Genomic DNA, 26,279 nt, shown 5'->3' on the forward strand with positions numbered 1-26,279 from the left:
TTAGCGGCTTACCGCCCCCAACCCCCTCCTAAAACAGGGGGTTGGGGGTGGTAAAAGCATGCTGGTGCACCAGTCCGTCCGCGTTATGTTTAGGCCGGCTTCATGGCACCTGTTCCGAATTGGCCAGTTGTAGTAGCTGTTTTGTTTGAATTGGCAGCCCTATTTAAGGCCGACAGGAACAAGAAATGACCTTGATTATACCATTGCCGAAACTGTTCGCTGACCTGTGTATTATGTGTTGGTAGGTAATCGAGCAATTGATTCAAATTGAATGAATCCGAAGCAACCCCAACACCGGCCCGTTGGCCGTCTAACGCATTACCCATTTGCTCATAATGGTTGGGCTGAGGAATCATAAGCACGGGTTTTCCAAGGTATAACGCTTCACAAACCGACTCGAAACCTGCCGTAGTAACCACGGCCCGACAGTGCTGCATAGAATCTAGATAGCGTTTGCCGTCAATTCGATAATACGTTAACGTATCATCAACAGGCTGTTCTGCTACGTTGACACCCGAATGGAAATAACGTAGCGCTATGTCAGGGCGCTCCTGATGGGCTTTTACAACTTCTGTCTGTAAACCCGGTTGAGTGGTATAAGCCAGAATATAGGGTTCGGTAGTCGGTTTCAACGTAGTAACTTCCTGACGTAGCAGCGGTGGCACAACCCGTAATCGTTGCTCTGGTACGTCAGTTTGTTTATCGAACGAGAGCCCCAGCAATTCCTGCGCTCCCCAGGCGTTCATTTTTACCAGCCACTTAAAGGTGAACCGTTCGAACCATTTGCCTTTTGGGAACGGAAAGTCAGGGTGCAATCCTAAACACTGATGCGCAATACAAACCATCGGGACTGATGGACGGTGAAGTGCGTAAGTCAAACCGCCAAGCAATTCAAAGAAATTTACGACCAAATCAGGCTGTTGTTCCTCAATGGTGTCGCGGAGCAAGCGTAAGCTCCGACGGTAGTGGCGTATATTTTTCAACGCGCGTTGGCAGGTTTTTACCGCATCAAGCGCGTTTGTTTTCTTGCAATAGACTAATCCAGGTCCTTCTACGGGTGTGATGGGTGCCGTAAACTGTTCAACGAAAAACGGTGCAACTGGTCGCCCATCTGCAATGCTTACCCAGGCTCCAATCACTTCATGACCGGCTGTTTGCAGAATTTGTGCCAGCGAAATTGCCTGTGTTAAATGTCCCCGTCCTTCTCCCTGAACAATGAATAATACACGCATAATCAGTTGGTTAAGAAATAGCTGTTGTCTGCATAGCCTCTGCTGGTACTGTGGCCATATCAGTTGTGTAGTACAATAAGCTCCAGTTGCCGTCGTGATCTTCAACAAGCGCGCTGAGCGATTCAACCCAGTCGCCGGAGTTCATATAGGTAATACCGTCAAATTGGCGGATGGCGGGTTGGTGAATGTGCCCACAGATGATACCGTCGCAGTTGCGGGCGCGGGCCAGTTCCGTAAGTTTGGCTTCGAAGTCAGATACGTAATTGACCGCCAGTTTGATACGGTGTTTGATCTGCTGCGAGAGCGAGTAATACGGCAATCCGCGCCAGACCCGGTATTGGTTGTAGAGTTTATTGAGCCAGAGCAGGAATGTATAACCAATATCGCCCATGTAGGCTAGCCACTTCATCTGCGACGTAACGGAGTCGAACACATCGCCGTGCGTGACGTAAAATTGCTTTTCGCCACATTTCAATACGTAGTCTTTACGTATCGAGAAGTTTTTGCCAACACGTAGCGGCATTACCTGATCCAGAAAATCATCGTGATTACCGCGTAGATAAATGACTTTGGTGTCGTAATGAATAATCTGCTTCAGTACGGTTTTAAAAAACGCGGTGTGTTTCTTTTTCCAGGTGCCGTATTGCTTCAATTGCCAGCCATCGATGATGTCGCCGTTTAGAATCAGCTTCTGGCAGGAATATGATTTCAGGAAATCGACAGCTTCTTTGGCTTTCGACCCTGTTGTACCCAGGTGAATGTCGGACAGAACGATGGTTCGGAAATTAGGTCTGACTTGCATAAGCAAATCTATATAGTACCTATTACCTGTTAATTATGGGAACATTAACGTATTGCTATATCTGAATACGGCTCAGTGACAATGAATTAATACGTTCTGAAATTTTTAGAAGCGCATGAATTAGTCACAAGCGTGTCACCATTTTTGCTACGTATTATATAGTCGGACAAAGAATGAAATTGCTTAATTATATTATTCGGTAACAACAAGTTGTATGTAGTGGCAGGTAGGTGATGCCTAACGTAAACATAACCTTCACGTAATCTTGAGGTAATATTGGGAGGGTATTTTTGCGACGCTAAAAAAGCGATACCAAAACATACACATGAATCAGAAATTATTACTCCTCATTTTTACCCTTTTCTGTACATTCGTTCAGGCCAGGGATAACGCAACAGGTATTGTCCGAGGGACCATTCGCGACGAAAAAACTAAAGAAGCACTTATTGGCTGTACAGTGCGTATTGACGGAACACAGCTAGGTGTTACCACCGATATCGACGGCAACTTTACTCTTCAGAATGTTCCCGTAGGTTCTCATAAAGTTGTTATCTCCTACGTATCATATAAGACGAAAGAAATTTCAGGTGTTCGGGTTGAATCAGGAAATGCAACGGTGATCGACACCGAACTCGAAACAGAAGGAAAATCGCTTCAGGAAGTTGTTGTTCGGGCAAACAAATCAACAAACACCGAAATCGCCGTTATCACCGAAATTAAGCAATTAAAGCCCATCGCGGTTGGTATTTCGGCGCAACAGATTGTAAAATCACAAGACCGCGACGCGGCTGCTGCCATTCGTCGGGTGCCAGGTGTTAGTATTCTGGATAACCGCTTTGTACTGGTTCGTGGCTTAGGCTCGCGCTATAACTCAGTATTAATCAACGATGTAATCGCCCCTTCTACCGAAGTAGAAACGCGCTCATTCTCTTTTGATCTGATCCCAAGTAATATTCTGGATCGGATGATTGTTTATAAATCAGGCTCCGCCGATATGCCGGGCGATTTTGCCGGTGGCGTAGTAAAAATCTTTACGAAACGTCGCCCCGACCGTAACTTTATAGATGTTGGTTTTACCCTCGGCTACCGTCCTGGAACAACAGGTCGGCAGGTTCAAACCCACGAACGCGGTGGCCTAAGCCCATTGGGTCTATGGTCTGCTAATCAAACAATTCCAACCAGCTTTCCGCAAAATTCAGGTGATTTTAACGCACTAGGTGCACCACAACGGGCGGCTTATGCCCGGCTGCTGCCGAATTCGTGGGGATTAGTACCAACTACGGTAGCTCCCGATATTCGGTTTGCCTTAAACACAGGCCGCCGGTTCGATATTGGCGCGATTCAGGTGAGCAACCTGACCAGCGTCAACTATAGTCTGACGAACCAGTTTTCTGACATCGACTTTAGTGTATACGACAACGGTGCTACAGCCAACGTATATGCACAGAATTATAAGGATGCAAACTACGCTCGTCAGTCGCGTTTAGGTATTCTACACAACTGGTCGCTACGTTTCTCGCCGAATTTCACGCTTGAGTGGAAAACGTTGTTCAACCAGCTTGGCAATCAGGAAACTGTACTACGTCAGGGACAAAACTTTGACTCAAATGCCGATATTCGGAGTTACTCGCAACGGTTCGAAAACCGGAGCATCGGTACAACCCAACTGGCTGGCGATCACAAACTAAGCGATCTGACCAAAGTGAACTGGGTGGCAAGTTATGGCTACTCGGGTCGTTGGGAGCCCGATTGGAAACGCGCACGCTATCAGGCTCCGCTAAATAGTGGTTCGTCGGGAGTATATACGCTGGTGACGCCGTTGACGCCAAACCCAATTGACTTAGGCCGTTTCTATTCAAAGCTAAATGAGCATACCGTTTCGCTGGTTGGTAATTACGAACACACGTTTGGTAACCCAACTGACCGTGAGCCAAACCGTGTTCGTGCTGGTATCTATGGCGAACGCCGTAACCGGGATTACGCAGCTCGTTTTTATGGTTATCAAAGCATTGCCAGCACCGGCGACGTAACGAATCCGGCTACACAACAATCAATCAACAGCATATTCTCTGCTCAGAATGTAAACGGTCAGCCCGGTGGGTTCTCGTTACTCGACGGTACGTCTGATCTTGACTCGTATCGGGGTGAAAATACCTACGGTGCCGCTTATGTAAGCGGTGATATTAACCTAGGTGCAAAAACAAACGTAACAGTAGGTTTCCGGGGAGAATATAACGTACAGGGGCTACGTACTCAACGTCGGGGGGTAGATGTGCAACTGGTAAATCGTCAGATTTTCAGTCCACTGCCATCGGTTAACGTAACACATAAACTGAATGATCGCCACAACCTGCGGCTGGCTTATTCAGCAACGGTTAACCGCCCTGAACTTCGCGAGCTGGCTCCATTCCAGTACTTCGATTTCAACCTGCTGGCTGTAGTAATCGGTAATACGTCGCTGACAACGGCTAATATCCAGAATATTGATGCGAAATGGGAATTTTACCCAACCCAGAACGAACTGATTTCGGTGACTGGTTTCTACAAGCAGTTTACGAACCCAATCGAAACCTTCCTGTTGCCTACGGGTAATGGCTTTAACTACACGTTCATCAACGCACCATCGGCCCGCAACTACGGTGTAGAAGTAGAAATCCGGAAAGGTTTTCAGGAGTCGGCCAACAAGTTCCTGCAAAACTTACAGGTAGTTGCCAATGCTTCGTTCATCAACAGCCGTGTTACGTTAGGTGAAACAGTGAAAGCCCCAGATGCTACGTCGAATATTCAGGACGTAGTCCTGACTAATCTGGCCGATAAAGAACGTCCGCTGGCTAACCAGTCGCCTTACTTGATCAACGGCGGTCTGTATTACGAAGCACCGAAAAGTGGTATGCAGTTCAACGTACTGTATAATGTATATGGCCCCCGGATTTTCGCCGTCGGTACACGTAACAACCCGACGATTTATGAAATGCCCCGGCACGCTATTGACCTCAACATCAGCAAAACATTCAACAAAAAAATAGAAGTACGTCTGGGTATTCAGGATCTGCTGAACCAGGCTGTTCGGTACGCACAGGACTTCAACGGAGATGGCAAAATCGGCAGCGACTTAACCTCGCAAACGGTTGGCGCCGATCAGGTTTTCCGGAGCTTCCGTCGTGGTCAGTACGTAACACTGAGTGGTATTTACACCTTCGGTCGCCGGACGATACTTCCTTAAAATTTTACTAATCAATTATCTTATGCTAACCAGAATAATGTCGTCTATGGATCAGATGAAACGATGGGCCCTGATACTCGTTTTAGGAATCGGATTTGTTGGATTCATAGCTGCCTGTAAGAACGAAGAAACACCTGCGCCGATTCTGAGCGTAACCAGCATCAGCCCAACATCGGCACCTGTTGGCGCAACGGTAGTAATTACGGGTACGAATTTCAATGCAACGCCGACCAGCAACACCGTTACGTTCGGAAACGTAGTTGCTCCGGTTCTTACCGCCAGCTCAACGCAATTAACTGTAACCGTACCTGCCAACGCCGGAAGCCCTGTATCAGTAGCCGCTAACGGTGCTACGGCTCAAGGCCCTGCTTTCACAACCAGTGCAAAGCCAGTTGTTTCGATTACTGGCTCGATTACAGCGAATACAACCTGGACAAACACGAATGTTTATGTGGTTAAAGGTTTTGTTCGCGTCAGAACTGGTGTTACGTTGACAATCAACCCTGGTACGGTTATCAAAGGAGGTACGGTTGATGATGATCCAGAAGGAACCAAGCGTGGCGGTACGTTAATCGTAGAGCAGGGTGGTAAGCTGCAAGCCGCTGGAACAGCGCAACAGCCTATCGTTTTCACATCGAGCAAAGCCGCTGGTCAGCGTAAATATGGCGACTGGGGTGGTGTAGTTCTTATCGGTAGAGCACCACACAACCGCCCGGCCAGTCAGGCTCCAGAAGGTGGTATTGGTGGTCAGTTAGGTGCTTTCACCGAAGCCGCTGACAACTCAGGTACACTTAAATACGTTCGTATCGAATTTGCTGGTATTTCACTGACCAGCGAAGCAAACAGCGAAATCAATGGTCTGACACTTTACGGTGTTGGTAACGGTACAACGATCGACCACGTACAGGTTTCGTATAGCGGTGATGATTCGTTCGAATGGTTCGGTGGTACCGTAAATGCGAAATATCTGGTTGCATACCGTGGTTTTGACGATGATTTCGATACAGACTGGGGCTTCACAGGTAAAGTACAATTTGCTTTGGCACTACGTGATCCACGTGTAGCTGACCAATCGGCTTCGAACGTTTTTGAATCAGATAACTTTAACTCAGGCGAGAACGCGGCTGGTGTACCTTTGACAGCTAACAATGGCTTGCCCCTTACGCAACCAACGTTTGCCAACGTAAGTGCTTTCCTGACAGACGGTACGCCTAGCAATGCATCTACAGCTAGCACAGGCGGCAGCGGCCCGTATCAGTCGGCTATGCACCTCCGTCGTAACACCGCTATCAGCATCATCAACTCGGTATTTGTTGGCTGGCCAGAAGGTCTTCGTTTAGACGGAACAGCTACTGGTACGTATGTAAATGCAACCAATGGTAGCCTTGAAGTTGCGGGTGTTACGATTGCTAACTCACTGACGGCTGTTCGTGGTGCTGGTGCCATCACCAACGATCAAGCTACGGCTTATTTCAACGCAGCTGCTCGTAAAAACACAATTATTGCTTCGAGCGATCTGGCTTCGTTACTGCTTAACTCAGCTACGTTTAACCTAACTGCGCCAAACCTGCGTCCACAAGCTGCATCTTCTTTACTGGTAGCTGGTAATGCAATCACAGGTGGCAAAATAGCTGATTCGTTCTTCACGGCTGCTCCTTACCGGGGTGCTTTTAATGGTACAGACAACTGGCTCGAAGGCTGGACAAACTTCGATCCGCAAAATACTGACTACGATAAATAAATCGGTCTAACATTGTCAGGTAGGGTGGCTGTGTAGTCAGGAGTTGGCCCTATCATGGCAATACGTAATCTCAATATTGGTGTCGCAAGAAAGGGCCAGAGCTTTGCTCTGGCTTTTTTTATGGTAGTTAATCTGATGAATTTTAGTTGCCTGTGATTTTGGTTTAATAGGTTGATTTTAAGGTTTTTGTAGTATAGTCTTTGCCATTCCGACGACAGGAGGAATCTCAACTTTCCTACTATGAGAACTTGAGATTCCTCCTGTCGTCGGAATGACACAAAAAGAATAATATTCTGATCGATAGAAAGTGAATCATTGATGATTCACTACTTTTGCGCCGAATCGACCTGATTCGTTTATTTAAACCTACTAAATCTATGGGATATTTAGTTTTGTTGTTAAAAAAGATTTGTCTAATTTTTTCTCAAAAAAACGCAGTATTGACTACGTAGTTTTTGAGTCGAGTTTGTCTATCTCTATAAACCCGTAACCCAAGGTGGCAATTGCCGTAATCTATGCAAGCTGCTTTTACCGTTCATACGCCCGATGGGCCCACTACGTCCCCATCACTGAGCCCTCAGGGCGAGCAAGAATTGTCATTGGGTGCTACGTATCAGCAAGATGAAAATTTGCCTGATACGGAATTATTTATCCGAGGTGCCTTTGCCGAAAATCCGCAGGAGGGGTGTAAACTCCTGTTTCAGTTGTACTACAAGCCCATGTGCACACATGCCGTGCGGTTCGTGTACTCGAAAGAAATAGCGGAAGATCTGGTTTCGGATGTTTTTTACACCTTCTGGAATACCAAGGCTTTTACATCGGTCAATCGCTCGTTTAGGGCGTACCTGTTTCGGGCCGTGCGGAATAGCGCCTATAATTATCTGTCCAGTGAGTTTAAGAAGTCGACAGCTTTAGAATCGGCTGACCAACACGCTGTTTCTGCCGCCGATGGCCCTGAATCGATTATGCGCTATAACGAACTATATGGCCGTATCGATGAACTGGTTGCATCCCTGCCTCCTCAATGCCGAAACGCATTTATTCTACATCGATTCGAGGGTAAACGTACAAAGGAAATTGCTACGCAAATGGACGTATCGGTACGTACGGTTGAAGTTCACATAGCCAAAGCACTGGCTACAATCCGCGACGGGCTAAAGAATCAGTGGCTGCTGATGCTGTTTATGTCGTGGTCGTCCCAACTGTTAAGCGATTTTTTTTAAGTACTCACTACGTAGTTTTCTGGTAAAATTTGTCTGTATTCTGAAGACCACAGCACCGTTATGACTTCTTCTGATTATAAATCATTGCTTTTTGCTCACTTCGACAATAAAACGACGCCCTTACAACGTCGGATGATTGACGAATGGCTGAAAGATGAAGCGAATCAGGATCGATATTATATCTGGCTGGTAGAATGGGAAAAGCAGTTGCCCATTTACGAACCTGAGGTGGAGAAACCCCTTGCGCGTTTCGAAGCATACATGAATGCGAATACGGCGAATGAGTTTCATACAGTACAACCAACCGAAATGTCTACCAGACGTGTTACACGGCCCTATTGGTGGATGATGGCAGCCGCTGTATTTCTGGTGTTAACAATTGGCGGTTGGATGAGTCGTAACTGGCTGATGTACAGAATATATCAGACAGCCTATGGCGAAACGAAAACGATTCGCCTGACAGACGGAAGCGTAGTAACACTCAACGCACACTCAACGTTACGTGTGCCCCGATTTGGATTTGGCGTACGGTCGCGCGAAGTGAATTTAGCGGGTGAAGCTTTTTTTGCGGTTCAGCACCGGGCCGATGCACAGAAGTTTGTCGTTCAGACAGCCAGCGGGTTTAACGTAGTGGTGCATGGTACCGAATTTAACGTATCGGCCCGAATAAATCGGGCTAAAGTTGTTCTGCACAAGGGCCGTATTCAGATGGACTATCTAGTTGGGAACACACGCAAACAACTCATGCTAAAACCCGGCGATCTGGTAACGATGAATCGGCAAAATCGTCCGCAGTTGCATCATCAGGTTTGGACACAACCGCATCTGGCCTGGAAAGAACATCGGATTATTTTTGATAACATGCCGCTGTCGGAATTTGGTCAGTTAGTAGCCGATACGTATGGCGTACGCGTAGAAATAGCCAGCGATTCACTGGCTCGCCGAACGCTGGTTGGCTCATTGCAGGCCGCTAGTGCCAATGAATTACTGCAAACCGTATCGGAGCTGTTCGACCTTACCGTCATTCAGCAGGCCGATAAGGTAATCCTGAAAGATCGAGACTAATTAATACTTCCTTTTACAGTCAATGAAAAAAAATCTATTTCTTCTTCGAACAGGGCTGTTACTAATTCCCTTGTTTTTCTATAGAGTTAATGCTTGGTCGCAGCTAGTAGCGTGGCAACAGCCGTTATCGGTGAAAACAGCCCGAATTACGGCCGACAATCGCCAGCTTCGCGACGTGCTTCAGGCCATCAAAACGCATTATAAAGTTGATATTTTGTTTGAAGGTGGCCTGATTGATAACATCACCGTGTCGACTGCCGATCTGGATTATCATCGGAAAGTTGAGTATAATCTTGATAAGGTGCTGATACCAAATCGGCTTCGCTACCGAAAGGTGAAAGAAGGATTTTACCTGATTCTGACTGATAAAAAAGAGCGTAAAAAAGAACTGTCTGCCCATAACCCAGAGCCAGTGGGCGATAAGGCTCTAGTGGCAAATGCTAGTAACGTATTGACTGCCCAAATTGCTTCTGCCAGTACGATAAACACGTCCACCTCAACTGCTACGTTGGCGGTTGAGGTAATTACGGGTAAGGTGTCCGACGAGCGGGGCGAAGGTCTTCCGGGGGTTAACGTACTGGTTAAGGGAACCACGCAGGGAACCACAACCGATGCGTCGGGCGCATTTAAAATTTCTGTTCCTGACAAAGCCACTACGTTGGTTTTCTCATTCGTAGGCTATCTGTCGAAGGAAGAGGTTGTCGGCAATCGTACTACGTTGTCGGTCATTCTCGCAACCGATACGAAAGCGCTTAAAGAAGTTGTCGTGGTTGGGTACGGAACCCAACGCGCCCGCGACGTAACAGGTTCGGTAGCCGCTATTAACCAAACGGCGATTAAAGATTTACCAGTTTCGACGCTCGACCAGAAAATGATTGGTCAGGTGGCCGGTGTGCAAATTCAGCAGTTGTCGGGTGCGCCCGGTGCCGGTACGTCGGTGCGGATTCGGGGAAGTGGTTCGCTTGGGGCTGGCAATGAGCCGCTCTACGTAGTGGATGGAATGCCATATTCGTCGGGTCTAAATCAGAACCTGAACCCATTGCTGCTCATCAACCCCAATGATATTGAGTCGATTACCATTCTGAAAGATGCCTCATCGACAGCCATTTACGGCTCGCGTGGCTCGAATGGGGTCGTGATGATTACGACCAAACAAGGCCAATATAACCGAACACAGGTAACCGCCAGTGTAATGCGTGGTGTGCAGCAGGTGCCAATGAAAGGTCGGCCTAACATGATGAATCAGCAGGAATTTGTTGATTTACAACGGAATAAAATTGACATCGCTGTTCGACGCGCCGAAAACCGCGAACCAACCCTCGACGATTATCCGGTCGAATATCGGAATCCGAGTCAACTGGTTGGGAAAGGCACCGATTGGTATGATTTGTTACTTCAAGCGGCCCCTATTCAGGATTATAACATAAATATCAACAAAGGTTCGGAAGATTCGCGGCTAAGCGTAGGACTCGGCTATTTTAAGCAGGACGGTGTGCTACGTTATACAGGCATCGAGCGGTACAGCGCCCGTTTAGGGCTGGAATCGAATCTTGGGAAAACCATTAAAATCGGGGCTTCGCTTCAACCATCATTCATCATTCAGAATCGTACGAATACCAATACCAGTCGCGAAGACGTGATTGGTGTTGCTACGTGGGCCAACCCGGTTTTGTCGCCGTATGATGCCAACGGTAATCTGATTCCGTACCTGACGTCGCCACAGAGCAAGTATCATTCGGCCTGGAGTTTTGCCAATCCGTTGTTTGTGTTGCGCGAAACCTCGCAGGCTCAAAAGCAATTCCAGAATCTGGGATTGGCCTTTGTTGAATGGAATATTACGCCGGAACTGACGGCTAAAACATCGCTCAACACGATCTGGTCGACGTCTAAATTTACGCAGTACGTACCTAGCACGGTAGGTGGTTCTAACCGCGCGCCAGTTGCCGGAACGGGAAGTTCGGCCAATCAGAACAGCGACAATTTTAACTGGCTCATCGAAAATACGTTGACCTACAAAAAAGTCTTCCAGAATACTCACCGCATTGAAGCTTTGGCCGGTTATACGACGCAGAAAAGTACGACCAATAATATGTCGATTAACGCTGGGCCATACCCCAACGATCTGGTACAGACCATCAATGCCGCTCCGGCCATCAATACGTGGAATCAAACGGTGAATGAATGGAGTATTATTTCGTATCTGGCACGTATCAATTACGGATTCAAAGACAAATACCTGCTAACGGCAACGGTACGTTCCGACGGCTCGTCGCGGTTTGGTTTGCAGAGTCGTTACGCTACGTTCCCGTCGATAGCCGGTGCGTGGCGTATTTCAGAAGAAGAGTTTTTGCGGAATAATCCGATCATCAACAGCCTCAAACTGCGAGTGAGTTATGGACGTAGCGGCAACAATAATATTGGCGATTATTCGCATCTGGCGTCTATAACCCCCGGTTCGTATGTGTTTGGTAATACGCAGGTTACAGCGTCTTATGTTGGTTTGTCGAATCCATACCTGACTTGGGAAGAATCGGAGCAGGTAGACGGCGGTCTGGATCTGGAGTTGCTCAACGGTCGCGTATCGTTCACGCTCGATTACTATAACAAAATCAGCCGGAATATGCTGTTGAACGATGTGATTCCAGCCATTACGGGTTTCAATACGCAGGTGGTCAACAAAGGAAATGTGCGTAACCGGGGTGTCGAAATTTCGTTGGGAGGTCGGCCAATAACGGGTGCATTGAATTGGGACGTAAACGCCAATATCGCCATCAACCGGAACAAAGTGCTGGCCCTGAACGACAACGGCGACCGTATTCTGTCGGGAAATAACGACAATAACCCAACGCACGTAACGGTGGTTGGTTTGCCCATTGGTCAGTTTTACGGGTTTGTGCTTGAAGGAATTTATTCCGATGCAGACATTGCCAATCCGAATCTGATCAAAACGCAGCAGGTTTATGCAGGTAATCCGAAATACAAAGACGTCAACGGCGACGGGACAATTAACGACGTACTGGATTACACCATCATCGGTAACCCACACCCCAAATTCACCTTCGGTCTAACTAATAACCTGACTTACAAACGATTCAATCTTGGTATTATCATAAATGGACAATCGGGCGGTCAGGTAATGAACGGCTTACGGCAAACGGTTGATAACCTACAGGGCTTTTTCAACGTGCGGCAGGAGTGGGTCAATCGCTGGCGTAGTACGGCCAGTCCGGGAACGGGTCTGTTGTATGGCGTGCCTAAACTGACGCCAAGCTGGGGCCACCGGGTCAATACGTTGTGGGTTGAAGATGCTACGTTCCTGCGGATTGCCAACGTATCGTTGGGCTACTCGCTGCCCGACAATCTGGTCAAGAAATCAGGCTTCATCAGTGGCGCACGTTTCTACCTGACGATTCAAAATCTGGCGATGTTCACCAAATACGAAGGTGCCAACCCCGAAGCTCAGTCGCGTGACATCAACAATACGTTATCGCCGGGTTTCGATATGTCGTCGTATCCGCTGGCACGTACCACTTCCGTAGGGCTTAATCTGCAATTCTAATTCATAGGAAAAATACAATGGATAATGAAAACGAATAGCTGATTGACTGGTAGCTGCTATACTATTTTCTGCTACGTCGGTCATTATCCATTTTTTAAAAAGCACTCATTATGAAATACATAATTGGTACGTTTATCCTGTTCGTATTGTCGAGTTGTTCCAATAAATTTCTGGAATTGTATCCGAAAGCAACACTGAACGAAGGGAATTTCTACAAAAGTGAAGTTGAATACATTCTGCTGGCGAACGGTTGCTACGTTCCGATGCGGGATTACGAAAAGAACTTTCACTGGGTACTGGCTGAGCTAATTTCTGATAATGCCAGTTTTCAGAACAATACCCGCACGGGCGAAGCATCGCGTGGTGTGATCGACCAGTTTATTCTGGTATCGGACAACGTAGCGTATTCGAACTTCTGGAACCTGTCGTACAACGGCGTTACGCGCTGCAATAAGCTGCTGGCCGAACTGGACCGTACTGGTGTGAGCTGGTCGAAAATGTCGTTTAAAGACCGTTGTGCGGGCGAAGCGCTGTTTCTAAGGGCGTTATATTATTTCAACCTTGTTCGGCAGTTTGGAGGTGTACCACTGGTGCTGACCCCAATTGCATCGCTGGATGCGGTGGGTGTGAAACGGTCGACGGAACAGCAGGTTTACGACGCCATTATTGCCGATCTGAAACAGGCTGCTACTCACTTCGCCAAAGCCAGCGACGTAGCAGAAAACGGTCGGGCCAACGAAACGGCGGCACTAGCTTTGTTGGGGAAAGTGTATCTGACTCGGGCTAATTATGCCGAAGCCGAAACGGTGTTGAAATCGGTGATTAGTGCCGGAAAATATAGCCTGCTGCCCAATTATGCAGATGTCTTTAATCCGGCTAGCAAAGACTTCAAGGAAACCATTTTTGCCATTCAATATTCCGAAAACAGCGTCGACCTTGCCAATCGGTTCATTTTCCTGTTTGCGCCACATACATCGGCCGGTGCCGTTACCAAACGTCCGAATATCAACATCATCGGCGCGGGCTGGAATCAGCCAACGCAGGATTTGATCAATGCATTCGAAACCGGCGATAAGCGAAAAGACGTATCGATTGGCTTCTGGACGGGGGCAGACTGGGATTCGCAGGTGCGGCCAATTGCGTATTGCAATAAATACAAAGCGCCAATCAGCGCCCCCGACGACCGTTCGGGCGATAATCTGCCGGTACTACGTTACTCCGACGTACTGCTGATGTATGCCGAAGTATTGAACGAACTAGGCCGCTCAGCCGAAGCCATTCCGTATGTGCAGCAGGTACGTACACGAGCGGGCATGACAAACGCATTGACAGGGCTCGACAAAACGGCTTTACAAACGCTGATTGCCAAAGAGCGTCAGACTGAGTTTTGCTTTGAAAATCAGCGCTGGTACGATCTGAAACGTACGGGAAAGGCAATCGAGGTAATGACCGCCCACGGCCGACGCGAAAAAGCAGCCAAGACATTCCTGTACCCGGAATCATACACATTAAACACGAATAAATTGCTGGCACCGATTCCGGTAATTGAAGTATCTGTCAATCAGTTACAGCAAAATCCGGGGTATTAAGACGGAGTGAGCGTATTTACCACCCCCAACCCCCTCCTTAAAACAAGGAGGGGGCACGCCGAGACTAACTCATTGCCTTATTCTGAACTTGAATCAATGGTCAGGGGGGGTAATCTTTTGATAAAACTTATTTCAAATAAACAATATTTAATTACTCAACCCCTTCTCTTGTGATACGCTTTGCTACGTTACTTTTAATAGTTGTTGCCGCCGTGGCGCTACGTCCGCCAGTGCTCCAGACTTCGGCTCCGGCAAACCCGCCCAATATTATTTTCCTTCTTGCCGATGACCAGCGTTGGGATGCATTGGGTGTGGCGGGTAACTCCACAATTCGGACGCCCAACATTGATAAGCTGGCGCGTGATGGGTTTTATTTTCAACGTTCCTACGTAACAACACCCATCTGCGCCGTTAGTCGGGCCAGTATTTTAAGTGGCCAATACGCTCGTCGGCATGGAATTGTCGATTTTGCGAAAACCTTTTCAGACTCGGCGTTGGCGCAGACGTATCCGCTGTTGCTACGTAAGAATGGCTACCGAACCGGATTTATCGGTAAATATGGCGTTGGTGACGAAATGCCTGAAAGTCAGTATGATTACTGGAAAGGCTTCAAAGGGCAGGGGCAATATGCCGCGAAAGATGCACAGGGAAATCCGATTCACCTGACGGATTTGATGGGTCAGCAGATGGACGAATTTCTGACGGCGAACCCGAATGGAAAGCCGTTTTGTCTGTCGGTGAGTTTCAAAGCTCCCCACGCGCAGGACGCGGCTAAAATCGAGTTTCCGTATGCCGACCGTTTCGACGAATGGTATCAGAATCAGACGCTAAAACGCCCGGCAGCTTCCGACGAAAAATATTATAAGCAATTTCCTGACTGGTTCCGCCATAACGACAAAAATGAATCCCGCGTCCGTTGGCAACGTCGCTACGCTACTGACTCGATGTTTCAGCAAACGACCAAGTCATACTATCGGCTCATTTCGGGCGTCGATGACGTAGTGGGAAAACTGCGTCGGATGCTTCAGGAGCGTGGACTGGCTGAGAATACTATCATTGTCTATACCAGCGATAACGGGTTTTATTTGGGCGAATACGGTTTTGCTGATAAATGGTACGGTCACGAATTGTCAATTCGGGTGCCGCTTATTATCTACGATCCTCGTCGTCCAACCTGGCACGGACGTACCTCCAATCAGTATACTCTGAACATCGATCTGGCTCCTACCTTACTCACTTTCGCCGGGGTTCCGGTGCCGAAACGGATGCAGGGACGTAGCCTGACGTCGTTAATGGACAATCAGAAGACTCCCTGGCGGACGGAGTTCTTTTTCGAGCACTTAATTAATCTGCCGACTGTATTTATTCCGCAATCGGAAGGCGTTTTGAGCAAAGACAACAAGTACGTGCATTACTTCAATTTACGAGAACCTGCTGATTCATACGAGGAAGTGTACAACCTGAATAACGATCCACAGGAACTGACCAATCTTGCCATTTTGCCCCGAGGCAAAGGATTGAAAAATAGCCTATTGCCTACGTTCGATAGACTTAAAGCGGCTGCACAATAATCTAGACAAACCACGCTACGTATATGAATTATTTGCCCATAGGCGTAGGTAGCGCCCTTCTGACTGGCTGCATGTACTTGCTGTCAGTTTCTACCGATAAACCTGTTCAGTCGGTTCCGGCCGAGCCTCGTAAACCCAATATCGTTATCGTTATGGCCGACCAGTGGAGGGCCGAAGCGTTTGGGTATGCCGGAAATCGCGATGTTATTACGCCCAATCTTGACAAGCTGGCCGGCGAATCGCTCAACGCACGAAACTGTGTAGCATCGGTGCCGGTTTGCTCTGCGAGCCGAGCCAGTATGCTCACGGGGCAGCACGCCCACAAACACGGCGTTTTTTACAACGACCGCCCACTACGTAGCGAAGCTGTTACGTTGGCTGAGGTCTGCAAGGAAAATGGATACCAGACGGGTTTTATTGGAAAATGGCACATCAACGGGGGCATGGCAAAAGACTTTGCACCGGGTCGTCTGGCTCCCATACCAGCCGACCGCCGACAAGGATTTGACTATTGGCGTGCCCTCGAATGCACGCATAACTACAACGATTCGCCGTATTATAACGAGGTCAATAAGCGGTTTGTGTGGCAACAATATGACGCGATTAGTCAGACGGATTCGGCCATTGCCTTCATGATCAAAAAACGGAACGATCCTTTTCTGATGGTGCTTGCGTGGGGCCCTCCACATGATCCGTATCAGACAGCACCTAAAGAATATCGGCAGAAATACGCAGGTCGGCCCATCGCGCTACGGCCTAACGTAGCAACAAAAGATACAACCGATGCCCGGCGCGCGCTACGTGGTTATTACGCCCATATCAACGCGCTCGATGATTGCATTGGCCGATTGCAAGCAGCATTGAAAGGGGCTAATCTGGATGAGAATACCATTTTCATCTTTACGTCTGATCACGGCGATATGTTGTACTCGCAGGGAGAGTTGAACAAACAGAAGCCCTGGGATGAATCGATACGTATTCCGTTTCTGCTTAAATATCCGGCTGGTCTGGGTCGTAAAGGCGGCACGCTCGACGTACCTATCACGCTTACCGACGTAATGCCAACCCTTTTGTCGCTGACCAGACAATCGATTCCAGCCAGTGTTCAGGGAAGTGATTACGCTACGTTGATACGTCAGCCACGTGCCCCACGTCCCGACGATGCGGCTCTGATTGCCTGTATTGTACCCTTTCATCAGTGGAATTATGGTCGGGGAGGTCGTGAGTATCGGGGTGTACGCACGTCGCGTTATACGTATGTCCGAGATTTGAAAGGTCCCTGGCTTTTATATGATAACCAGCAAGACCCGCATCAGCTAACCAACGTAGCGAACCAGCCCAAAATGGCGCAGATACAGAAACAGTTAGATACGTTGCTGAACAAGAAATTAAAAGACGCCGACGATAGCTTTTTGGCTGGTAACGAGTATATGGACAAGTGGCATTATCCATGGGCCAGAATCGATTCATTAGGAAACCCGTATTATAAATAGCCGCCCAAACGATTACTACTAGAGAATTAAAGCAAGAGACACGCTTCTAAATAGGGCGTGTTTTTTGTTGTTTTACCGCAACTGGTGTCTATTAGTTTGATAAACAGCTATATGTTTGATAATACTGGTATATAAATTGTATGTAAATGAAATAATAACTGTCTGTTTTTGTGGATAAGTAAATAATTGGTCGTGGCTTCCAGATACTAACAAGAACGATTCGCCGATAGTATAAAAGTGATTTTTAATGGAATTTGAACTAAATACTATAAATTAAGTGGCTGGTTTGCAGATGATTGTGTATTGGTTAAATAGCTATTGTATGTGGAGATATGTTTACGTAAGCCATAGCCTGTAATGAAAGCATCGCTACTATGTCTATTAATGTCATTGTCGACGCTTGTGCAGGCTCAGAATCTAATTCTAAATCCGGGTTGTGACCTGCCGTTGGTTAATGGTAAAATTCCGAATTGGGTAGAAGTTGTTGGTAATGAGTGGACTAATTCGGTTTCGGGTGCTCAGCCTTATAGTGGTCAAGGGTTTTTCTTTGCGGGTAATCTGGTCGACGCAGAGTTGGCCCAGACCATTCCGCTGGATGATTACACCTGTGCGATTGCGCTCGGAAATCAAAGTTTTCTGTTTACCGGCTATGTTCGTTCATACCCGCAATCGCCACCAGATGAGTCGACAGTTATACTTGAAATATTGGATGGTAACAATAACGTACTTGAATCAAAAACTTTGGGCTTTTATAACGGCACAACTTGGCGGTTGATTTCGCACCACATAATCGTATCGACGCAAGCCAGAAAAATCAAGGTTCGTTTGCTGGCAAAACGTCGAACGGGTACAGCAAACGATGGCTACTTCGATGAGTTATCGTTGACACCGGTACCGGCGGGTAAAAACTTTACCATACAGTCGGTCAATCCATCAGGGGCCAGTTGTGGTCGTGCCGACGGAACAATAACCGTGAACGTAGCAGGCGGAGGAGCGGCCAAACAATACAAGATTGACGGACGTCCTACCCAGAGTAGCCCTATTTTTTTGAATCTGGCCAAAGGCGATTATAACGTAACGGTGCAGGATGGGGGCTGTATTCTTAGTCAGACGGCCACCGTGGGCACCCGAAACCCACCTACCATTGCCCGCATACAACCCACAGATGCCAGTTGCGGTCGGGCCGATGGTGCGTTGTCGCTTAGTGTTTCGGGCGGAAGTGGTGCCATGCAGTATGCCATAAACGGGCAGGCTTTTCAGATTACACCTACGTTCCTGAATCTGGCTGGCGGACGCTATAAAGTGACTGTAAAAGATGGCGAGTGCCTTGTCAGTGATTCGGCAACGGTAGGCAATAAAAATCTGCCGCGTATTAATGGCATAAACGTAACGGCGGCTAGTTGCGACCAGACCGACGGAACATTGATCGCGAACGTATCGGGTGGGAGTGGCGCTCCCCAATTTTCGATTGATGGCCAGAATTTTCAGATCACGCCCACATTTATCAATCTGGCCGTCGGCAACTACACATTTACCGTTAAAGATGGCGCTTGTCTGGTAAAACAGGACGTAGCAATTGGTCGAAAAGTGATTCAGATTAGCTTACGACCAACGGATGCTACGTGTAATCAGGCCAACGGCACATTGGCCGTAACGGTTTTAGGCGCAACTACGAATCGACAAATTTCACTCAATAATCAGCCGTTTCAGGCGAATTCCACCTTTCAGAATCTGACTGGCGGAGCCTATACCATTACGGTAAAAGACGGCGGATGCACCAGCAGTCAAACGGCAACAGTTGGTAATTCAAGTCCTCCCCGCATTGATAACGTACAAGCTACGCAAGCCAGTTGTGCTAACCCCGATGGAGCCATAACCATAAGCGCATCGGGTGGACGTGGCAACCGGCAATTTTCGATCAATGGACAGCCGTTTCAGGCGAATGCTACGTTTCAGGGGCTGGCTGTGGGGAGTTATACCGTTACGGCACGAGATGAAGCGGGTTGTATGTCAACGCAGGAGACAGTTATCAACGCTTCCGGAGATTGTTACATTTACGTACCCGATGCTTTTACGCCCAATGGCGATGGAGTAAATGATCAGTTTAAGATAATTTCCGGCCACAAAGTGAACTACACCATTCGAAAGTTCGCGATTTATAGTCGATGGGGCGAAGTTATATTCGCGAAGGAAAATTTCTCGGTACAGGATTCCGATGTCTGGTGGGATGGCATGTATCAGGGCCAACTAGCAAATGCGGGCACCTATATGTACTACTTTGAATACGTCGATCAGAAAAACGTAGTAATCCCAAGGCGAGGTGTTGTTACGTTGCTACGTTAATTTCCTTTCTGCTCTGATATGTCGAATTACTATAAATCCGTGAACAAGTTTGTACAATTCCTCAGCCATCATCTTTGACAAAGAAGTTGTTTAGAATTTTCTAAATCATCGTGTTCTGTCATCCCGATGGAGAAGGGATCTCAAGCGTCAGGATATTTGAGATTGGACTTGCAACAAAACACTGGACAAATCTCTAAGCAACATTTTGATATTGCTTGTTATACTAGTCGAAAGGGGAAAGATAGCCCAACGCTGAATGCCTCCGGATTGTACTGCTCCGGCGGCCCGGCAAACCTCGATGTATTCAAAAACTGCTTGTTTTGCCGTTTTAAAAACGCCCTCTTAGTTGAGAAAATATTAAATGGAAGCCTATACATTTTTGCTGTTCAGTAAGCAAAATGGACTCATTGCAACCGTATATACCCAGAGGGAATCAGTAGAATCAAACTACTCGTTGCTAGGTGATGAACAACCAACTTACTTATCTCCTTATTTTCCTGATTGTTAGCCTCTCTTGCCAAAACGAATCGGTCGATCGACAAATAGATGGCTGCGTAGGAGCTACGTTTTACTATCTGGATAATCAAAGCAGCCGGAGTCTTTCGGTTGCGTTTGTGGGGCCCGTGCTCAACCAGCAACTAGACTCAGCCATGGTCATTGCGAGTGGGCAACGGGTATTGATTGGGCAAGATGCCAGTTTTGGGTCTAGCCCTCACCCAGCCGATACGTTTACCAGCTTTGGCTTATACACGTTGGTGGCTGGTCAACGAAACGTGATCTATAGGCAGAATCCGGTGCAGACGGCGCTGTGGCTCAAGCGGAAGCATAATCCGGCCGAAGCGGACCATGGTTGTCAGAAAGTGGATTATACGTTAACCATCACCAATGAGTTACTACAGTAAATGGGCTATTGGGTTGCTTGCCTAACATACAACAGAAGGTTAAGTATAGAATCTTAGCAAGTAACAATAACTTTGTCGGCGTCTGCTACAAACCGGGAAGCATCTCTCCGAATTAATGCCTTAATTGTCGAAACAGTGTTGGCGATGTGCCTTTGTGGATTTTAAACAGGTAGTTGAAGTGTGGTACGTTTCGAAAGCCACTCTCAAAGCAAATTTCTGCTACGTCGCGCTGCGTTTCAATGAGTAGTCTACAAGCGTAATTAATACGTAATTCTGTAAGTAACTCAACAAACGTTTTGTTTGTCTGCTGCCGGAAATAACGGCAAAATGCGGCCGGATTCATATTAGCTGTAGCTGCTATATCAGCTAATCGGATATCCTGCTTCATGTGTTCCTGAATATACGCTAATACGTGATTGATACGCTCCGAGTCCTCGGCTGGTTTTGTACCATTAAAGGCTTTTTGAGACAACCTGCGACGATTGGGCGTACTAGCCAATAGGCCAAAGATACGTAGCCAAAGGCTCATCCGTTCCAGGCCAGTGGCTACCAGTAAACTTGTTAACATCCGTTGAACTTCGTACGCTACGTCTGGGCTGAAATGTATACCGAAGGTAGCCTGGTTGAACAGGCTGTTAAGAGCGGCCAGTTCAGGAGCCTTTAAAAAGTCGCGTCCCCAGAGGTCAGATCGGAACCTTAAGATGATCGCTTCAGCCGACTCCATTGAAACGGAGTTGTAATAACGAGCATCATTGTGCCAGTAATGGGGCAGATTGGGGCCTAGCAAGACTAAATCTCCGGCATCAAATCGCTCAATACTATCCCCTACAAAGCGTAGCCCTGTGCTTTGCAACACTAAGGTTAACTCCACTTCGGGATGATAATGCCACGGATTATCGAAAAACGGCGCTCGTTCATGGCGGATATGAAAGGAGAATTGAGCATTTTCTGTTACTTTCAATAAGAGCGGCTTCATACGGCTAATGAACTGGGCTTTTCTAATTTTTGCATAGTTCTACCCAAGAGTGCAAAAATATACGAAGTATTTGCAAACTTTTTGATAGCGAGTTCTATCAGTTGTCTTCTAGTTTTGCCTGAAATAATCCAATATATGCGACTAGGTCTTATCCCATCTTTCTTTGTATTATTTCCGTTAATTAACCTGAACGCGCAAATCAATACGTTGTCGGCCGCCGAAAAGCGTGATGGCTGGCAATTACTCTTTGATGGTAAAACGACCAGTGGCTGGCGGGCTGCTTATGGTGATCGGTTTCCCGAACGGGGCTGGAAAGTAAGCAATGGTGAATTACATGCTGAGATGAAAGATGGTGCTGAATCGGCTGACGCGGGTGACATCGTGACCCTGAAAAAATACCACAACTTCGATCTGGTGTTTGACTGGAAGATCGGGAAGAACGGGAATAGTGGCGTGAAATACTTTGTTGAAGAGCGGCTACCCAAACCCAAAGGCTCGCAACCAGCCTATGAATACCAGTTGATTGACGATGCCAATTACATCTACAACGACAAGCATTTGCCCGCCGATCTGAAGACGGCTTCCATTTATGAAGTTATCGCGGCCGATAAACCCGACGTTCAGGTAGATCGATGGCATCAGTCACGGATTGTGGTGAACCGTAACCACATCGAGCACTGGCTCGACGGAAAAAAGGTGCTTGATGTTGATCGCACGTCCGACCGGTTTCGCCAGGGGGTTATTGAGAGTAAGTTTAAGGACTACCCCGGCTACGCGCGTATCCCCGAAGGTCACATACTTCTGCAGGACCACGGACATCCGGCCGCTTTCCGGAACATAAAAATCAGGGAGTTAAAGTAATCCAGCTTGGAATCGCGGCTTCGACAAATGACCGTCAATCGTTAAATCGCTCCGAAATGAACCGTAGAAACTTCATTGAAAAATCAGCGTTGGCAACTGTAGGTTTTGGTATGCCTACAATTGTGCCAGCGTCGGTGTTGGGGGTTAATCCGCCTTCCAGCCGCATTACGGTTGGCCTGATCGGGACTGGCAGACAGGGATACGGTCAGAACTTACAAGGCACTACGTTGGATGCGGGCGGCCGGATTCCAGGATTGCTCGACGTAGCAGATGCACAGGTGGTGGCGGTATGCGACGTCGATAGCTGGCGTCTGGAGAAAGCCCGAACGGTGGTCGACAGTCACTACGCTAAGGTAGCTCCGAAAGGCGGATACAAAGGCTGTTCCATGCACCGTGATTTTCGGGAGATCATTGCCCGGAAGGATATCGATGCCATCATGATTTCAACACCCGACTTCTGGCACGTACCGATGGCGATTCTGGCCGCTAATGCTAAGAAAGCCATTAGCTGTGAGAAGCCGCTCAGCATGAGCGTCGGGCAAGGGCGTTCGTTGGTCGATGCCTTGAAAAAAAATGCCGTCGTCAATCGGACCGACAGCGAGTTTCGGTCGGTGCGGCAGCAAAATCAGGCGGTAGAGCTAGTGCGTAACGGACGTATCGGTACGTTGCAGAAAATCGAAATTTCGTTTCCATCTGACCCGGCCCCTGTGTCGACACAGGCCGATATGCCCGTCCCGAAAGAACTCGATTACGATCTTTGGCTAGGGCCAGCTCCCTACGTACCTTATACCGATATGCGCGTGCATACGCCCTTCGATTTGACGAAACGGCCAAACTGGATGCGGGTCGATACGTATGCACAAGGAATGATTGCCAACTGGGGTGCTCATTATTTCGACATGGCGCAGTGGGCAAACAACACCGAATATTCAGGGCCGGTGGAAGTTCAGGGAAAGGGCGAGTTTCCCAAGAGCCTCTGGAACTCAATGATCAATTTTCAGGTGACTTACCGATACGCCAATGGCGTTGAGTTGAGCTGTCAGCAAACTCCGGCCAGTAAGCCAGGCATTCGCTACACCGGTTCAGAAGGATGGATTCAGGTCGATGGGTATCCGGGTGTGGTCCGTTGCAGTAACCCCGCCATACTGACATCGAAACCCGGCGAAAACGAGCTGGACCTCTCGAAGACATTGTGGGACAAACCTGATTTTATTGAGGCTGTCAAAACCGGTCGCAAAACACTCGAACCGATCGAGGTTGGCCACCGAACCATATCCATTTCGCAAATTGGTCTGATTGCCTGTCAGATCGGAGAAAAACTGGCCTGGAATCCTGAAAAAGAACAGTTTATTGGTAACAACGCAGCGAATGCGCTTGTGGTAGCCCCGCTGGCCCGAAAGCCCTGGGCGCTGTAGTCGAGATGGGCGCAAACGAACCGATCAGTCGATCCGGTAATCAGTTACAGTCAGCCGCTATGAATAAAATTCTATTCTTATTCTGCCTTGTCGTCCTGACAACGACGGGCTTTGGTCAGCAGGTTCGACCGATTGACAACCCGTTTTTCTCTCTGCATAATGGCATCCGGGGCGATTCTGTCTATGATACGTTCGATGAGCAGGTCGCGCTGATCAAAGAACTGGGTTACGATGGGGTAGAGATCAACCAGATCGACTCATTTGCTGGCATGAAAGCCGCGCTGGATAAACATACGTTCACCGGATCTTATTTTTACGTACGACTGGATTTAGACAGCCCGATAGACCCGCGCTTAATCGACTGCCTGCAGGCGCTACGTGGTTCAAAAACCATCGTTTCACCGTTTATCATCAGCGAACGCAAAACCTACGTTCCATCCGATACGGCAGGTAATACGGTGGCCGTACGACTGTTACGTCAGCTGGCTGACCTTGCCGTTCAAAACAAGCTGGAAGTAGCCCTGTATCCGCATTACAACTTCTGGCTCGAACGAGCAGACCATGCTCTACAACTGGCCCAACAGGTAAATCGCACCAATCTGGGTGTAGCCTTCAACCTATGCCACTGGTTAGCCACCACTAACCAGGCTGAGCGAGCCGACTGGAAGGCGCAGTTAAAAAATCTGCGTCCAGTCCTGAAAATGATTACCGTCTGTGGCGCAAATGACGTACCGCTTGCTGAGGCCGGTAAGAACCCCTGGGAACACTATATTCTCCCGCTCGGAATGGGCAATTTTGATACGTATAAATTGATTCGCTACGCAGTTCGTGATCTGAAATTTACGGGTCCTATTGGCGTGCAGTTTTACGGCATGCAGGGCGATAAGCCCACGAATCTTCGTAATACGATGGCGATCTGGAAACAGTATCGTCGACGCTTAAGTAATCGGCCATGAACGCTACTACGCCTGACATATCGACAAAACTGGCTACGCAGAAGCCAACGTCTCATCGCTGGTGGATAGCGGCTCTGTTGTTTTTCGCTACGACGATCAACTACGTCGATCGGCAGGTACTGGGCATTCTGGCACCGCAGCTGCAAGGGGAACTCGGCTGGTCGGAACTAGAGTATGGCTATATCGTTACGGCATTTCAGTTTTCATACGCTATCGGTCTCTTACTGGCGGGTAAACTGATGGATCATCTTGGCACCCGGCGCGGCTATGCACTGGCAATCGTATCGTGGTCGCTGGCTGCCGTCGGGCATGCGCTGGCGAACTCGGCACTGGGATTTAGTCTGGCCCGGTTTGCGCTTGGTATCGGCGAGTCGGGTAATTTCCCGGCGGCTATCAAGACAGTTTCAGAGTGGTTTCCGCAGAAAGAGCGAGCGCTGGCGATCGGTATTTTCAATTCGGGTTCCAATGTGGGAGCGATTGTGGCTCCGTTCATGGTTCCGCTCATTGCCCTACATTTCGGCTGGCGATGGGCTTTTGTGGCAACGGGTCTGCTTGGGTTTATCTGGCTACTGGCCTGGCTGCGTATCTACCGGCAACCCGCCGTCCACCCAGCCGTTAATGAGGCCGAACGGGTATTTATCCAGAGTGATCCAGAAATCTATATAGCCGACCAGTCGGTTTCACTGGGGCAGATTCTGAGTAGCCGGAAAGCGTGGGCTATTGCGCTGGGAAAGTTCATGACCGATCCCATCTGGTGGTTCTTTCTGTTCTGGTTGCCCAAGTTTTTGCATACGACCTACGGCCTGCAACTCGATCGGATTGGCCTGCCGCTCATTGTTGTTTATCTGATTGCTGATGTCGGTAGCATCGGCGGAGGATGGCTGTCCTCGGCTCTGCTCAAACGGGGCTGGTCTACGAACGCTTCCCGCAAAACCACTCTGCTCCTGTGTGCCCTTCTGGTGATACCGATTTACTGGGTATCGGGTGTGTCGGATTTATGGAGTGCGGTGGCCCTGATTGGGCTAGGCATGGCGGCACACACGGGCTGGTCTGCCAATATGTTTACGCTGGCTACGGATTTATTTCCACGCCAGGCGATGGGAAGTGTTGTGGGCTTTATCAGTATGGCTGGTACTGTGGGAGGCATCCTGATGTCGTCGGCCACAGGTTACCTGCTCGAAACGACGGGTAGTTATCATATCCTGTTCCTGATTGCCGCTACTACGTATACAGTTGCTCTACTGGTCATTCATTGGCTTGTTCCAGATATTGATGCTGTTAAAGCTTGACACGTTGTGCATCCGTTAGCAGGACACGTTCCGCTTTTC

At 48.2% G+C, this 26,279-nt stretch carries 17 protein-coding genes; 14 read left to right on the plus strand and 3 right to left on the minus strand.

Going from position 1 to position 26,279, the window contains the following annotated elements; all coding sequences use genetic code 11:
• Window positions 1-89: 89 nt before the first annotated feature.
• On the minus strand, window positions 90-1,232 hold the full coding sequence (locus ACYVD4_RS26570; protein ID WP_460950855.1) for a glycosyltransferase family protein: 1,143 nt from the start codon (window positions 1,230-1,232) through the stop codon (window positions 90-92).
• 10 nt (window positions 1,233-1,242) lie between these two features.
• Window positions 1,243-2,034, minus strand: coding sequence for a UDP-2,3-diacylglucosamine diphosphatase (locus ACYVD4_RS26575; protein ID WP_460950856.1), 792 nt, complete (start codon window positions 2,032-2,034; stop codon window positions 1,243-1,245).
• A gap of 325 nt (window positions 2,035-2,359) precedes the next feature.
• On the opposite strand from ACYVD4_RS26575, the gene ACYVD4_RS26580 reads away from it, so the two are divergent.
• The 10 genes from ACYVD4_RS26580 to ACYVD4_RS26625 all read left to right on the plus strand — a co-directional run bounded on the left by ACYVD4_RS26580 (window position 2,360) and on the right by ACYVD4_RS26625 (window position 20,743).
• Window positions 2,360-5,257, plus strand: coding sequence for a TonB-dependent receptor (locus ACYVD4_RS26580; protein ID WP_460950857.1), 2,898 nt, complete (start codon window positions 2,360-2,362; stop codon window positions 5,255-5,257).
• Between the two features lie 22 nt (window positions 5,258-5,279).
• Window positions 5,280-6,998, plus strand: a complete 1,719-nt coding sequence (locus ACYVD4_RS26585; RefSeq protein ID WP_460950858.1) for an IPT/TIG domain-containing protein — start codon at window positions 5,280-5,282, stop codon at window positions 6,996-6,998.
• A gap of 515 nt (window positions 6,999-7,513) precedes the next feature.
• Window positions 7,514-8,221, plus strand: coding sequence for an RNA polymerase sigma-70 factor (locus ACYVD4_RS26590; RefSeq protein ID WP_460950859.1), 708 nt, complete (start codon window positions 7,514-7,516; stop codon window positions 8,219-8,221).
• Window positions 8,222-8,281: 60 nt separating this feature from the next.
• Window positions 8,282-9,286 carry a FecR family protein gene (locus ACYVD4_RS26595; RefSeq protein ID WP_460950861.1) on the plus strand — a complete coding sequence of 335 codons (1,005 nt, stop codon included), beginning with the start codon at window positions 8,282-8,284 and terminating at the stop codon, window positions 9,284-9,286.
• 22 nt (window positions 9,287-9,308) lie between these two features.
• Entirely contained in the window at window positions 9,309-12,845 is a 3,537-nt protein-coding gene (locus ACYVD4_RS26600; RefSeq protein WP_460950862.1) for a SusC/RagA family TonB-linked outer membrane protein, read from the plus strand.
• 110 nt (window positions 12,846-12,955) lie between these two features.
• On the plus strand, window positions 12,956-14,434 hold the full coding sequence (locus tag ACYVD4_RS26605) for a RagB/SusD family nutrient uptake outer membrane protein (RefSeq protein WP_460950863.1): 1,479 nt from the start codon (window positions 12,956-12,958) through the stop codon (window positions 14,432-14,434).
• 170 nt (window positions 14,435-14,604) lie between these two features.
• Entirely contained in the window at window positions 14,605-16,005 is a 1,401-nt protein-coding gene (locus ACYVD4_RS26610; RefSeq protein WP_460950864.1) for a sulfatase family protein, read from the plus strand.
• Between the two features lie 23 nt (window positions 16,006-16,028).
• On the plus strand, window positions 16,029-17,498 hold the full coding sequence (locus tag ACYVD4_RS26615) for a sulfatase family protein (protein ID WP_460950865.1): 1,470 nt from the start codon (window positions 16,029-16,031) through the stop codon (window positions 17,496-17,498).
• Window positions 17,499-17,855: 357 nt separating this feature from the next.
• The gene (locus ACYVD4_RS26620) at window positions 17,856-19,841 is read left to right on the plus strand and encodes a gliding motility-associated C-terminal domain-containing protein (RefSeq protein ID WP_460950866.1); all 1,986 of its coding nucleotides are present in this window, start codon (window positions 17,856-17,858) and stop codon (window positions 19,839-19,841) included.
• A gap of 464 nt (window positions 19,842-20,305) precedes the next feature.
• Window positions 20,306-20,743, plus strand: a complete 438-nt coding sequence (locus ACYVD4_RS26625) for a hypothetical protein (protein WP_460950867.1) — start codon at window positions 20,306-20,308, stop codon at window positions 20,741-20,743.
• Window positions 20,744-20,855: 112 nt separating this feature from the next.
• Here ACYVD4_RS26625 and ACYVD4_RS26630 read toward each other — a convergent pair whose 3' ends face one another.
• Window positions 20,856-21,719, minus strand: a complete 864-nt coding sequence (locus ACYVD4_RS26630) for an AraC family transcriptional regulator (protein ID WP_460950868.1) — start codon at window positions 21,717-21,719, stop codon at window positions 20,856-20,858.
• Between the two features lie 135 nt (window positions 21,720-21,854).
• Here ACYVD4_RS26630 and ACYVD4_RS26635 point away from each other — a divergent pair, with 135 nt between their 5' ends.
• From ACYVD4_RS26635 to ACYVD4_RS26650, 4 genes are read left to right on the plus strand one after another with little or no spacing between them, the layout of a single operon-like run.
• Window positions 21,855-22,580 carry a 3-keto-disaccharide hydrolase gene (locus ACYVD4_RS26635; RefSeq protein ID WP_460950870.1) on the plus strand — a complete coding sequence of 242 codons (726 nt, stop codon included), beginning with the start codon at window positions 21,855-21,857 and terminating at the stop codon, window positions 22,578-22,580.
• A 56-nt stretch (window positions 22,581-22,636) separates the two neighbouring features.
• Entirely contained in the window at window positions 22,637-23,995 is a 1,359-nt protein-coding gene (locus ACYVD4_RS26640) for a Gfo/Idh/MocA family protein (RefSeq protein WP_460950871.1), read from the plus strand.
• A 59-nt stretch (window positions 23,996-24,054) separates the two neighbouring features.
• Complete coding sequence (locus tag ACYVD4_RS26645) at window positions 24,055-24,951, plus strand: sugar phosphate isomerase/epimerase family protein (RefSeq protein WP_460950873.1); 897 nt, start codon at window positions 24,055-24,057, stop codon at window positions 24,949-24,951.
• On the plus strand, window positions 24,948-26,240 hold the full coding sequence (locus ACYVD4_RS26650; protein ID WP_460950875.1) for an MFS transporter: 1,293 nt from the start codon (window positions 24,948-24,950) through the stop codon (window positions 26,238-26,240). The genes ACYVD4_RS26645 and ACYVD4_RS26650 overlap by 4 nt, the downstream gene beginning before the upstream one ends.
• Window positions 26,241-26,279: the final 39 nt, after the last annotated feature.

The organism is Spirosoma daeguense, assembly GCF_054776875.1.